Origin of the sequence: Tsuneonella troitsensis, from assembly GCF_001441535.1 — a bacterium.
In the GTDB taxonomy this organism is placed as follows: Bacteria; Pseudomonadota; Alphaproteobacteria; order Sphingomonadales; family Sphingomonadaceae; genus Tsuneonella; species Tsuneonella troitsensis.
In genome coordinates this window covers 19,026-31,249 of sequence record NZ_LMAU01000006.1, presented here as the reverse complement: position 1 = coordinate 31,249, position 12,224 = coordinate 19,026, and the positions used below count along the sequence as shown (strand labels likewise).

Below are 12,224 nucleotides of genomic sequence, written 5' to 3'. Positions count from 1 at the left end.
CGGAGAGCGAATTTTCCGCGAGGAACATCTTTCGTTTGCGCAAGTTGGCTTGGCGCTCAAGCTAGCTGTGGAGTGAGATCAATCCCCTTTTCCTCCTACATCGTCCGCTTCCTGTTCGCGTTCGCAATGATCGGCTCGCTGACGGCCTGCGGCTCGGGCGAGCGCGAAACACAGCGGGCGGCGCGCGACGGGATCCTGCTGTTCGGCAACGGGTCGGAGCCGAAGGGGATCGACCCGCACCTCGTGACCGGCGTGCCCGAAAACAAGATCATTTCAGCACTGGTCGAAGGGCTGGTTTCCTATCACCCGACGAGCGACCTGGAATCCTCGCCCGGCATGGCCGAGCGGTGGGAATCCAATGCCGACTTCACCGTGTGGACGTTCTACCTGCGCGACGCGAAGTGGACCAACGGCGATCCGGTGCGAGCGCAGGATTTCGTCTATAGCTGGCAGCGCATCCTCAGCCCCGAGCTCGGCGCGGAATATGCGCCGATGCTCTACGTCATCAAGAACGCCGAGGCGTTCAACACCGGCGGTCTCAAGGACTTCTCGCAGGTCGGCGTGAAGGCACTCGACGACAAGACGCTGCAGGTCACGCTGGGCGGTTCGACCTCGTATTTTCCCCTCATGCTGCAGCATTACAGCTTTTTCCCGGTCAATCCGCGCGCGGTGGAAGAGCACGGCGGCATGACCGACCGGCAGAGCGGCTGGTCCACGTTCGACAACTACGTCGGCAACGGCCCCTTCCGCCTGAAGCAGTGGGTCACCAACCAGGTGATCGAGGTCGAACGCAATCCCGATTACTGGGATGCCAAGACGGTCAAGCTGAACGGCATCCGCTTCTTCCCGATCGACAACATCAATGCGGAAGAGACGATGTTCCGCAACGATCGGTTGCACATCACGAACCAGGTGTTCCCGGACAAGATTCCCGTCTTCGCGGAAAAGATGCCCGAACAGCTGCGCAACGATCCGTATCTGGGCACGTACTTCTATCGCATCAACGTGACCCGCAAGCCGTTTAACGATCCGCGGGTACGCCGCGCGCTTGCGCTATCTCTCGACAAGAAGCTGCTGGTCGAGAAGGTCACCAAGGGCGGTCAGGCCCCGGCAACCGGCTACGTTCCGACGGGCATTCCCGGGTACGAGGCGTCGACTGCGGTGTCCTTCCGCCCCGACGAGGCGCGACGCCTTCTGGCCGAGGCCGGCTATCCGGGCGGCAAGGGCTTTCCCAAGACCGAGATCATGATCAACACCAGCGAAGCCCACCGCAAGGTGGCCGAAGCGGTGCAGGAGCTGTGGCGGCGCGAACTGGGCATTGAGATCGGCATCTACAACCAGGAATGGAAGGTCTATCTCGACAACCAGTCGAGCCTGAACTTCGACCTCTCGCGCTCTGGCTGGATCGCCGACTACGCCCACCCCTCGACCTTCGTCGACATGTTCACGACCGGCAACGGCAACAACGACACCGGCTGGAGCAGTGCCCGCTACGACGCGCTGATCGAGGCGGCGCGGCGGGCCGGCAGCGAGGAAGAGCGCGTGCGCCTGATGCACGACGCGGAGGAAGTCCTCCTCAACGAGATGCCGATCGTACCGATCTACTGGTACACCCGCGTGTACCTGCTCGATACGAAGGTGAAGGGTTGGTACCCCAAGCTGCTCGACAATCATCCATACAAGCACGTCTGGCTCGAGCCCGACGCATCAGAAGCCGGAAAGTGATCCCGATGCGATTGAGCGCAGGCCCGTTGGTGGCATCATGTTGAAATTCGTCATCGCGCGGCTTCTGCAGGGTATCCTCGTCCTGCTGGCGATCTATGCCGTGACCTTCTTCCTGGTCGCTGCGACCCCGGGCAGCCCGTTTAGCACCGAACGCGCGATCGCTCCGGAAATCCTCGCCCAGATCGAGGCGTTCTATGGCTACGACAAGCCGACCAGCGAGCGGTTCTTCACCTCGCTCACCAATGTCCTGCAGGGCGAATTCGGCCCGTCCGCGGTCTATGCCAACCGGACGGTGACGCAGATCATCGCCGAGTCCTTTCCTGTGTCGCTCCTGCTCGGCTCGCTCGCGCTGCTGGTCGCGCTCGGGATCGGCATCCCGGCGGGGATCCTCGCGGCGGTGAAGCGCAACACCTGGCTCGATTACATCCCGATGTCGGTGTCGATGGCCGGCATCTGCCTGCCGACTTTCGTGATGGGTCCGCTGCTGGCGCTCCTGTTCGGCCTGATCCTGAACTGGCTTCCGGTCGGCGGCTGGTTCGGTCCTGAATTCTGGATCCTGCCGACCGCCACGCTGGGCCTCTATTACGCGGCATACTTCGCCCGCCTGACGCGCGGCGGGATGCTCGAGATGCTCAACCAGGACTTCGTCCGCACCGCGCGCGCCAAAGGCGTTCCGGAAACGACGATCGTCCTCAAGCACTGCCTCAAGGGCGGGCTGATCCCGGCGATCACGTTCCTCGGCCCTGCGCTCGCGGGCATCATCTCGGGCTCGTTCGTGGTCGAGACGATCTTCCAGGTTCCCGGCCTCGGCCAATGGTTCGTGCGCGCGGCGCTCAACCGCGACGATTTCCTCGTCCTCGGCCTCACCGTGCTGTTCGCGACGCTGATCGTGATCATGAACCTGCTGGTCGACATCGCGCAGGTCGCCCTCAACCCGCGGCTCAAGTATGACTGATCGTTCCGAAGCCGCCGTCCTCGGTTCCGAGCCGATGCCCCCGCCGATCAGCGCGGCCGAGATCGCCGACGAGGCCCTGGTCGAGGGTTCCTCGCTGTGGAAGGACGCCTGGTCGCGGCTCCGCAAGAACCGCCTTGCGGTCGGCAGCCTGTTCACCTTCATATTCATCGTCCTGTTCTGCATCGTCGGACCGTGGATCTCTCCGTGGGAAGCGAACACGCAGGACCTGTTCCTGGGCGCGACCGGCCCGTCGGCGCAGCACTGGTTCGGGACCGACACGCTGGGGCGCGACCTGATGGTCCGCGTCATGTACGGCGGCCGCATCTCGCTGCTCGTCGGCCTCGTGGCGACGCTCGTCGCGCTGTCGATCGGGGTGATCTACGGCGCGACCGCGGGCTATGTCGGCGGGCGGACGGATTCGGCGATGATGCGTTTTGTCGACCTGCTCTACGCCATCCCCTTCACGATCTTCGTCATCCTGCTGATGGTGGCGTTCGGCCGCTCGCTGTGGCTCATGTTCGTCGCCATCGGTGCGGTCGAGTGGCTGTCGATGGCTCGTATCGTCCGGTCCGGCGTGATCGGCCTGAAGAAGCAGGAATTCGTCGAGGCCGCCGTTTCATTGGGCTACTCGCATCGCCGGATCATCCTGCGCCACCTGATCCCCAACGTGCTCGGCCCGGTGATCGTGATCGCCACGCTGACGGTGCCTGCGGTCATGCTGCTCGAGGCGTTCCTCAGCTTCCTCGGCCTCGGCGTGCAGCCGCCGGACGCTTCGTGGGGCGTGCTGATCAACGAAGGGCAGCAGAACATGGAAATCTATCCGTGGCTGCTGATCTGGCCCGCGGCGTTCTTCGCCACCACGCTGTTCTGCCTCAACTTCATCGGTGACGGCCTGCGCGACGCGCTCGATCCCAAGAGCGCGAAGGATTGATTGCGATGCCTTTGCTCGATGTGAATGACCTGACGACCCACTTCCACACCCGCGACGGCGTCGTGCGCGCGGTGGACGGGGTGAGCTTCCACCTCGACCGCGGGGAGACGCTGGGGATCGTGGGCGAATCCGGTTCCGGCAAGTCGGTGACCTGCTACTCGCTCCTGCGCCTGATCCCCGAACCGCCCGGCCGGATCGAGCGCGGTACCGCGATGTTCGACGGGCAGGACCTGCTGCAGATGAGCCCGGCTGAGCTGCGCCGCATCCGGGGCAGGCGCATCTCGATGATCTTTCAGGATCCGATGACGTCGCTCAATCCGTTCCTGCGGATTTCGACGCAGTTGATCGAAGCGCTCCAGACGCACCAGGACATCTCGAACAAGGACGCCCTGAAAAAGGCCACTGCCGCGCTCGAGGAAGTCGGCATTCCCGAGGCAAGCAAGCGCGTGACGGGCTATCCGCACGAGTTTTCGGGCGGCATGCGCCAGCGCGTGATGATCGCGATGGCTCTCATCACAGAGCCCGACCTGCTGATCGCGGACGAGCCGACCACCGCGCTCGATGTGACGGTGCAGGCGCAGATCCTCGACATCATCAAGCAGCGCCAGAACGACCTGGGCACCGCGGTCATCCTCGTCACGCACGACCTCGGCGTGGTCGCAGGCACCTGCGACCGGGTGCTGGTGATGTACGGCGGGCAGGAGATGGAGAGCGGCACGGCCGAGCAGATCTTTTACGCGCCGCGCCACCCCTATACCCGCGCCCTGCAGAAGACGATCCCGTCGCTGCAGACCAAGGGACAGGAACTCTACACCATTCCCGGCCTTCCGCCTGACGCGTCCAAGCCGGCGACCGGATGCGCGTTCTTCCCGCGCTGCCCCTACCCCAAGAATCGCGACCCGATGGGCGAGCGCCCCGATCTCGTCGATCTTGGCGAAGGGCATTGCTGGGCGGCCTGCGGGTACTGCGACAGCAGCGCACCGATCGAAAGCGTGCTCGCCAAGGCCGACGAGGCGATCGTAGATCCGCTGCCGGTCGAAGTGGAGACCGCCCGATGAGCGGCGCGGAAGGCAGCTTGGCCGTTGTCGGCGATCCGCGAGAGGACCTGCTGGTTCTCGACGACGTGCACACCCATTTCGATCTCGGGCGCAACTTCCTGTCGCGCGAAAGCAAGGGCGTGGTCAAGGCGGTCGACGGCGTCTCGCTGGCGGTCAAAGAGGGCGAAATCCTCGGCCTCGTGGGCGAATCCGGCTGCGGCAAGTCGACGCTCAGTCGCACGATCATCCAGCTCATCCGGCCGACATCCGGACGCGTCTGGTTCAAGGGCCACGAACTCACCGCGATGAACGATGCGGAGGTCCGGCGCGAGCGCATCGACTTCCAGATGATCTTCCAGGATCCCTACGCGTCGCTCAACCCGCGCATGACGGTCCTCGATACCTTGGCCGAAGCCGTGCGCACCCGGCATCCGGACCTCAAGGGCGACGCGCTGCGAAGACGCGTTGCCGAACTGCTGCGCACGGTCGGTCTCAATCCCGCGCACATGAAGCGCTATCCGCACGAATTTTCCGGCGGCCAGCGGCAGCGCGTGGCGATCGCCCGCGCTCTTGCGCCCGAACCCAAGCTGATCATCGCGGACGAGCCGGTGTCGGCGCTCGACGTGTCGATCCAGTCGCAGATCCTCAACCTGCTGAAGCGCCTGGTTCGCGAGTTAGGCCTGACGATGATCTTCATTTCGCACGACCTTTCGGTGGTGCGCTACATCTCGGACCGGATCGCGGTGATGTATCTTGGCCGGATCATCGAACTCGGCAGCGCCGAGGACATCATCGATCATCCGCTGCATCTCTATACGAAGGCGCTGATGAGCGCGATTCCGGAGCCCAATCCGCGGGCGGAGCGCGCACGCGAGCGCATCGTGCTGAGCGGGGACCCGCCCTCGCCGCTCGATCCGCCCAGCGGATGTAATTTCTGGCCGCGCAGCCCCGTGCCGCACGACGACCGGATGAAGCAGGTCGAACCGCCGTTCGAGGAGGTGCTGCCCAATCACTGGGTCGCGGCCTGTCCGTTCTGCGTGTCCGAGCGCGTGAAGGCCGTCGAACCCGCCTGATCGCCTGCGCGCCTCTGCGGCGCGGGCGTTCATCGTACAACTGACGATACCGGGAGATTGATGCTTGGCCCGGCGCCATGTGTGGGCCATCGTCCGGCGCCATGAACCTGCGCCATATCGAAGTCTTCCATGCGGTGTACGTCAACGGCTCGGTCAGCGCCGCGGCGCGGATGCTGAACGTGTCGCAGCCTTCGGTGTCAAAGGTCCTGCGCCATGCCGAATCGCTGCTGGGTTTTCCGCTGTTCGATCGCACCGGGGGCCGGCTGGTCCCGACCGAGGACGCGCATACCCTGTTCGCCGAGGTGTCGGAGATCCAGGAGCGCGTCTATGCGCTGCGCGAAGCCAGTCGCAACCTGAAGCGGGGCGCCGGATCGCTGCTGCGCGTATCCGCCCTTCCCTCGATCGCGCTCGATGCCCTGCCGGTCACGGTCGCGCAGTTCATGCGCAAGCACAAGGACACGCGGTTCGATCTGCAGACGGTTCACCACGCCGACCTGCTGCGGAAACTCTACGAGCGCGAGACGGACGTCGTCGTCGCTTACGAGGTGCCCCAGGGCGCGCCGCTGGGCAAGGTCTGGCTCGGCGCGGGCGAGCTGGTGGTGCTCTACCGCGAGGAAGACATGCCCGATGCCCCTTCGCGGATCGGACTGGAAGAGCTCGCGGGCCGCCCGCTCGTCAGCCTCGCCGGCAGCGGCCCCGTGGGCACGATCTTCTCGAACGAGGCCGAACGGCTCGGCGTCGAATTGAACGAGGTCGTTTCGGCGCGCACCTTCCACATTGCCACTGCGCTCGTCCGCCTGGGCGTGGGCATGACCGTGGTGGATAACCTGACCGCGCGCGCGTCGCTCGTCGCCGGGCTGGCAATGCGTCCGCTGAAATCGCGCCTCACGTTCGACATCAACGCGATGTACCTGCTCGAACGCCCGCCGACCGCGTTGACGACCGATTTCCTCAAGGCGCTGGCCCGCACGATCGACGCCCTGTCGCGCCCGGCATAACCGGTGTTTATGCCCCGCCGCCACGGCCATATGCGGGCGTAGCCCCGTTAGGGAGCTAGCGTGCGCGGGTGAACATTCCCTCGCCCTTCCTGCTCTATCTGGGCCACACGACCGACCCGGTCGGGATCAAGACGTCGCGCGGCCTGGCCGAGTTCCGGCGTGCCGACTGCCTGGGCGAATTCCGGCACGACGACTGCCCGCTGACGCTGGGCCTGCCGCGCATGACGATTCCCGAAGGTGCTGCGGCGGGGGCGCGGACACTCGTGCTCGGCATCGCCAACGCCGGCGGCATCATGGATGCGGCGCTCATCGCCGATGCGCGCGCGGCGCTCGAGGCGGGGCTCAACGTCGCCTCCGGCCTTCATCACCGGCTGAACGCGGTGCCGGAACTGGTCGCGCTGGCCAATTCGAAGGGCCTGGCGCTGTTCGACGTGCGCGATCCGCCGGCCGATCTCCCGGTCGGCACCGGGCGGCCGCGCGCCGGACGCCGCGTGCTTACCGTGGGAACCGACTGCTCGGTGGGCAAGATGTACGCCTCGCTCGCGCTGGTCGACGGGTTGACTTCGCGCGGCGAGACGGCGGACTTCCGCGCTACCGGCCAGACCGGCATCCTGATCGCCGGCGGCGGTGTGCCGCTCGATGCAGTGGTCGCGGACTTCATCTCGGGCGCCATCGAATACCTCACGCCCGCGCGCACCGACGACGGCTGGGATGTGGTCGAGGGACAGGGTTCGCTGTTCCACCCCTCGTTCGCCGGGGTGTCGACCGGTCTGCTCCACGGCGCACAGGCGGAAGCGCTGGTACTGTGCCACGACCCCGCGCGCGAGGGCATCAGGGGCTTGCCCGAGCGCCCGATGCCGGGGCTGGCCGAGTGCCTTGCCGCTAACCTCCAGGTGGCGCGGCTCACCAGTCCCGGCGTGCGCGCCGCGGGGGTATGCCTCAACACTTCCAGCTTCGCGCAAGACGAAGCGCGGCGCCTGTGCGGAGAAGCGGGGCATCTGCTCGGCCTTCCGTGCACCGATCCCCATCGCTTCGGGGTCGAGGCGATCATCGACAACCTGCTATGTCACGCACCGTCGAAGCCCGCGCCGATCGCTTCGCGCTGAGCCGACCGTTCCGCATCTCGCGCGGCGTCCGAACCGCGGCAGAGGTGGTGACGGTCGAGATATCGGCGGGAGGGCATATCGGCCGGGGCGAAGGCGTGCCCTATGCCCGCTACGGCGAAACGGTGGACAGCTCGCTCGCCGAAATCGAAGCGGCGCGATCCGCGGTCGAGGCCGGGGCAGATCGCATCCAGTTGCTTTCGCTGATGCGCGCCGGGGCGGCTCGCAACGCGGTCGATTGCGCTTTGTGGGACCTCGAGGCGAAGACCGCGCGCCGCAGCGTCGCGTCGCTGATCGGCGCCCCCGCCCCAACCGCACTACCGACCGCGCTGACGGTGGTGATCGACACGCCCGAAGCAATGGCGCAGGCCGCGGCCGCCATCGCCGATGCGCCCCTCATCAAGGTCAAGGTCGACGCGTCCGAGCCGCTGGCGATGATCCGCGCGGTTCGCGCCGCCGCGCCGGATGCCGCGCTGATCGTCGATCCGAACGAAAGCTGGGACGAGGCGCTGGTCCGCTCCGCGATGCCGGTGCTCGCCGAATGCCGCGTCGCCGTGCTCGAACAGCCCTGTCCCGCCGAGCAAGACGGCTGGCTCGCCGACTTCACCGGACCCGTTCCGATCTGCGCCGACGAGTCGGTGCACACGGTCGCCGACCTCGGCGATGTGGCCGCGCGGTATCAGGCCATCAACGTGAAGCTCGACAAGACCGGCGGGCTCACCGCCGCGCTCGATCTCGCCCGCGCCGCCCGCGAACGCGGCCTGGGGTTGATGAGCGGCTGCATGGTCTGCTCCTCACTCGGCATCGCGCCCGCGCTTCACATCGCGCGCATGGCCGACTGGGCCGACCTTGACGGACCGTTGTGGCTGGCCGAGGACCGGCCCGGCGGGGTTCGCGAAAGCGGCGGCATCATGCACCCGCCGGCAGAGGGTTTCTGGGGTTGAGGCATATCTCGCTGCTGTTGTGCACGGCCTTGCTGTCTTCGTGCACCACCTTGACCCCCGTCGAAGCCGACCTGCTGATCGCCGGGGGCACGATCTATCCCGGCAACGGCGAACCATTCGTGGGCGACGTCGCCATCCGGGGCGAGCGGATCGTCGCAGTCGGACCGGCCCTCCAGGTTGCCGCGACCCGGACGATCGATGCGCACGGGATGATCGTCAGTCCCGGCTTCATCGATCCGCACACCCACATGGATGGCTGGCTGACGAGCGACGACCCCCGGCGGCGCCTTGTCGAGCCGTTCCTGCTGCAGGGCGTCACCACCGCCTTCATCGGCAACGACGGCAACGGAGCGACCAGGGTCAAGCCGATCCTCGACGGCGTCGAGACCAAGCCGGTCGGGATCAATTTCGCGACGTTCGTGGGCTTCGGCTCGGTTCGCAAGGAAGCCATCGGAAACGATCGCCGCCCGCCCACCGACTACGAACTATCGCAGCAACGAACGCTCGTTCGCGATGCCATGTGCGAAGGTGCGATCGGTCTTTCTACCGGGCTGTTCTATGCCCCGCAGAGCTTTGCCGAGACCGACGAGGTCGTCGAACTCGCGCGGGTCGCCGGGGGCATGAACGGCGTCTACGACACCCACCTGCGCGACGAGGCGAACTACACCGTCGGCCTTGCTGCAGCAGTCGACGAAGCGATCGCCATCGCCCGATCGGCGCAGATCCCGGTCCAGATCTCGCATATCAAGGCGCTCGGCGTCGACCTTCATGGATCCGCGCCCGCGATCATCGCCAGGATCGAAGCCGCGCGGGCCGAAGGGCTGGACGTCACCGCCAGCCAGTATCCGTGGGAGGCCAGCGGGACGAGCATGGTCGCCTCGCTCATGCCGCTCTGGGCGCTCGACGGCGGTCGTCCCGCCATGCTGGCCCGGCTAGACGATCCGCGTGTGCGCGAGGGGATGACCGAGAATCTCCGGCGCCGCGGCGGAGCCGGCAGCCTGCTGGTCGCCGAGGGGCGCTGGAAAGGCAAGCGCCTCCAGCAGATCGCCGACGATACCGGCACCGATCCCGTTTCGGCGGCTTTGTCGGTGATCCGGTCGGGCGACGTGTCGGTCGTCAGCTTCAACATGGCCGAAGCCGACATCGCCGCCTTCATGCGCCAGCCGTGGACGATGACGGGGTCCGACGCTTCGGCCGGACACCCGCGCTCGTTCGGCAGCTTCGCCCGCAAATACGCGGTCTATGTGAAGGAACGGCAGGTCCTCTCCCTGCGCGAATTCATCGACCGGAGCACCGCGATCACCGCCGACTTTTTCGGTTTCCGCGATCGCGGCCGCCTGTCGGTGGGCTCGTTCGCCGACATCGCGGTGTTCGACCCCGATACGTTCGCCGCGCGCGCGACTTACGAGCAGCCCGAACTGACCGCGACCGGGATGCGCGCGGTCATCGTCAACGGCAGGGTCGCGGTGGCCGATGGAGCGCCGAGCGGAGAAGCCGCGGGCAAGGCGCTGCGGCACACCCCTCCCCCGGGGTCCTGCTCGCCCTAGTCGCGATAGAACCGGATCGTCTCGACCTCGAGCGAGGCGGTCCCCCCGGTCGCGCCGGACAGGTGCACGCGCAACGCGCGCAATTGCGTCAGGTCCAGCACGGCTTCCGCATCGGCGCTGCGGAATGCCGCGAACGGCAGGCGGAGGGCCGCCGCTTCGTCCGCAGGTGAAAACGCCGCCGCGAACCAGTCGCTTCCATGCAGCCCGTAGCTTTCGATCACCAGCCGGTATTCGCCCCCGCCCTTCACCACTAGCTCGACCCCGGCGAAGTCGCTGGCGTCGGCCACGTTGATCGGGCCGCGCGTCAGCGGCAGGACCCACTGGACATAGGGTCTCGGCGATGCGCCCATCTGCGCCGCCAGGAACACCGGCTTGCCGCCCGGCTTGTCCACCGCGATCAGGTGCGAATGGTCGATGCCCGGATCGGTAGTTGCGACCGGCAAGGTATCGAGATCGGTCCGCCCGTCCTTGCGCGACTGGCTGAGGACCGGCCCGGCCATCTTCTCCGCCGGAAGCGCCGTCGTTTCGGCTCCATCCCGAAACGCACGCAGCTCGGCCAGCGGCACTTCCCGGCCGGACTGCCAGACGCGCGCGATGCGGAACAGGTCGTCGATATCGCGGTCCGGCTCGCCATCGACGAGGACCAGGTCGGCACGCTTGCCCGGCGCGATCGTCCCGCGGTCGCCCTCCAGGTTCATGATCTCCGCGCTTACGCGTGTGGCGGATACCAGCGCCTCGGCGGGCGTCAGGCCGAGCTGCGCCAGCCACCACACTTCGCGCAGGGCGCCGTGGCCGTGATAGACCCCGCCAATCCCCGCGTCCGAGCCGATGCCGATGGGAATGCGCGCCTTCCGCAAGCGGCCGATGTTCTCGCGCATGATCTTCCAGCGCCGGGCATCGTATTCGCCGATAGTGCCGCCGCGCCGCCGGGGCTCGTCCGCGCGTTCGCCGGTACTGAGCACGGCGATTTCGGCGGCGCTCAACGCGCGTTCTTCCTGTGGTTCGTACACCACCAGCGTCGCGATGTAGGACGTGCCCTTGCTGCGCATCAGGCGGATCAGTTCGTCGTCGATCAGCGCATCGCCTACGCCATGACCGACCGCATCGACCCCGGCAGCGGCGGCGACCTTCGCCCCCTCGAGCGTGACCGTGTGCGTGATGACCGGCTTGCCGCCGGCGTGCGCATCCTCGACGATCGCCGACAGGGTATTCTCGTTCATCGACATCACGTCGGGATCGCGGCCATAGCGCCACCCGTCGGCGAACACCTTGATCACGTCGGGATCGTACGACAGCGCCCGCGGCATCAGGAACTTGGCGGCGCGCGCGGTGGTGGTGGGCATCGTGAAGAAGCTGCCCCAGCCGTATTCGGTCCCATGCCCGCCGGGCACGCCGAAGCGGATCGCCTGGTTGAGGTGCGGCGCCCAGAACTTGCCCGGCCCCACCAGCTCGCGGATCGGGCCGATCATCTCCCCGGAAACCGAGAAGTCGTTGATCGTCGTGACCCCGTTGACCAGGTATCCGGCCCAGGCCTTCGGCAAGTCCTCCGGCGCATTGTAGGCCGGCGACCGCGTGTGCGTGTGGAGGTCGTGCATGCCGGGGATCAGCGTCTTGCCGCGCCCGTCGATCCGCTCGGTGCCTGCAGGCGCGCTGAGGTCTGAACCGACCGCAACGATCCGTCCATCGGCTACCAGCACATCGGCGACCCGCGCTTTCGCGCCGGTGCCGTCGAACACGCGCGCACCTTCGATCAGCATGTCGTCCTCTCCGTGGGCCGAAGCGAGCGGTGCGGCGATCAGCGCGGCGGCAGCTGCCCAGCGCGGCAGACCATTCATGCGAAAACGTTCGACCCAGCTCATGGCCGGAAGTCTGGCGGGCGCGGCGATGGGCGGCAACCCCCGCATCCGCCGA

Annotated in this window: 10 protein-coding genes; 9 read left to right on the top strand and 1 reads right to left on the bottom strand. The window is 66.8% G+C overall.

Annotated features, from left to right (window positions below; translation table 11 throughout):
* Positions 1 to 72: 72 nt before the first annotated feature.
* The 9 genes from AR323_RS12625 to AR323_RS12585 all read left to right on the top strand — a co-directional run bounded on the left by AR323_RS12625 (position 73) and on the right by AR323_RS12585 (position 10,313).
* Positions 73 to 1,725 (top strand): peptide ABC transporter substrate-binding protein, encoded by a 1,653-nt coding sequence (locus AR323_RS12625; RefSeq protein ID WP_200956715.1) that lies wholly within the window; start codon positions 73 to 75, stop codon positions 1,723 to 1,725.
* Positions 1,726 to 1,762: 37 nt separating this feature from the next.
* Positions 1,763 to 2,680 (top strand): ABC transporter permease, encoded by a 918-nt coding sequence (locus AR323_RS12620; RefSeq protein WP_057884343.1) that lies wholly within the window; start codon positions 1,763 to 1,765, stop codon positions 2,678 to 2,680.
* Positions 2,673 to 3,611 carry an ABC transporter permease gene (locus AR323_RS12615; RefSeq protein WP_200956714.1) on the top strand — a complete coding sequence of 313 codons (939 nt, stop codon included), beginning with the start codon at positions 2,673 to 2,675 and terminating at the stop codon, positions 3,609 to 3,611. The genes AR323_RS12620 and AR323_RS12615 overlap by 8 nt, the downstream gene beginning before the upstream one ends.
* 5 nt (positions 3,612 to 3,616) lie before the next feature.
* Positions 3,617 to 4,669 carry an ABC transporter ATP-binding protein gene (locus AR323_RS12610; protein WP_083495430.1) on the top strand — a complete coding sequence of 351 codons (1,053 nt, stop codon included), beginning with the start codon at positions 3,617 to 3,619 and terminating at the stop codon, positions 4,667 to 4,669.
* Positions 4,666 to 5,721 carry an ABC transporter ATP-binding protein gene (locus tag AR323_RS12605; RefSeq protein ID WP_083495429.1) on the top strand — a complete coding sequence of 352 codons (1,056 nt, stop codon included), beginning with the start codon at positions 4,666 to 4,668 and terminating at the stop codon, positions 5,719 to 5,721. Before AR323_RS12610 ends, AR323_RS12605 begins: the two co-directional genes overlap by 4 nt.
* 101 nt (positions 5,722 to 5,822) lie before the next feature.
* Positions 5,823 to 6,719 carry a LysR family transcriptional regulator gene (locus AR323_RS12600; RefSeq protein ID WP_057884342.1) on the top strand — a complete coding sequence of 299 codons (897 nt, stop codon included), beginning with the start codon at positions 5,823 to 5,825 and terminating at the stop codon, positions 6,717 to 6,719.
* A gap of 68 nt (positions 6,720 to 6,787) precedes the next feature.
* Positions 6,788 to 7,825, top strand: a complete 1,038-nt coding sequence (gene dgcN / locus AR323_RS12595; RefSeq protein WP_057884341.1) for an N-acetyltransferase DgcN — start codon at positions 6,788 to 6,790, stop codon at positions 7,823 to 7,825.
* A complete protein-coding gene (dgcA, locus tag AR323_RS12590; protein ID WP_057884340.1) occupies positions 7,783 to 8,766 on the top strand; it encodes an N-acetyl-D-Glu racemase DgcA in 984 nt (327 codons plus the stop codon). Before dgcN ends, dgcA begins: the two co-directional genes overlap by 43 nt.
* Entirely contained in the window at positions 8,763 to 10,313 is a 1,551-nt protein-coding gene (locus AR323_RS12585) for an N-acyl-D-amino-acid deacylase family protein (RefSeq protein ID WP_235510628.1), read from the top strand. The genes dgcA and AR323_RS12585 overlap by 4 nt, the downstream gene beginning before the upstream one ends.
* Here the strand turns inward: AR323_RS12585 and AR323_RS12580 are convergent.
* Entirely contained in the window at positions 10,310 to 12,172 is a 1,863-nt protein-coding gene (locus tag AR323_RS12580; protein WP_057884339.1) for an amidohydrolase family protein, read from the bottom strand. The genes AR323_RS12585 and AR323_RS12580 overlap by 4 nt on opposite strands.
* Positions 12,173 to 12,224 lie beyond the last annotated feature (52 nt).

Excerpts from the sequence above, each read along its gene's own strand:
- AR323_RS12620 (WP_057884343.1), top strand. The coding sequence starts at position 1,763 with ATGTTGAAATTCGTCATCGCGCGGCTTCTGCAGGGTATCCTCGTCCTG.
- AR323_RS12615 (WP_200956714.1), top strand. The coding sequence starts at position 2,673 with ATGACTGATCGTTCCGAAGCCGCCGTCCTCGGTTCCGAGCCGATGCCC.
- AR323_RS12610 (WP_083495430.1), top strand. The coding sequence starts at position 3,617 with ATGCCTTTGCTCGATGTGAATGACCTGACGACCCACTTCCACACCCGC.
- AR323_RS12605 (WP_083495429.1), top strand. The coding sequence starts at position 4,666 with ATGAGCGGCGCGGAAGGCAGCTTGGCCGTTGTCGGCGATCCGCGAGAG.
- AR323_RS12600 (WP_057884342.1), top strand. The coding sequence starts at position 5,823 with ATGAACCTGCGCCATATCGAAGTCTTCCATGCGGTGTACGTCAACGGC.
- dgcA (WP_057884340.1), top strand. The coding sequence starts at position 7,783 with ATGTCACGCACCGTCGAAGCCCGCGCCGATCGCTTCGCGCTGAGCCGA.
- AR323_RS12580 (WP_057884339.1), bottom strand. The coding sequence starts at position 12,172 with ATGAGCTGGGTCGAACGTTTTCGCATGAATGGTCTGCCGCGCTGGGCA.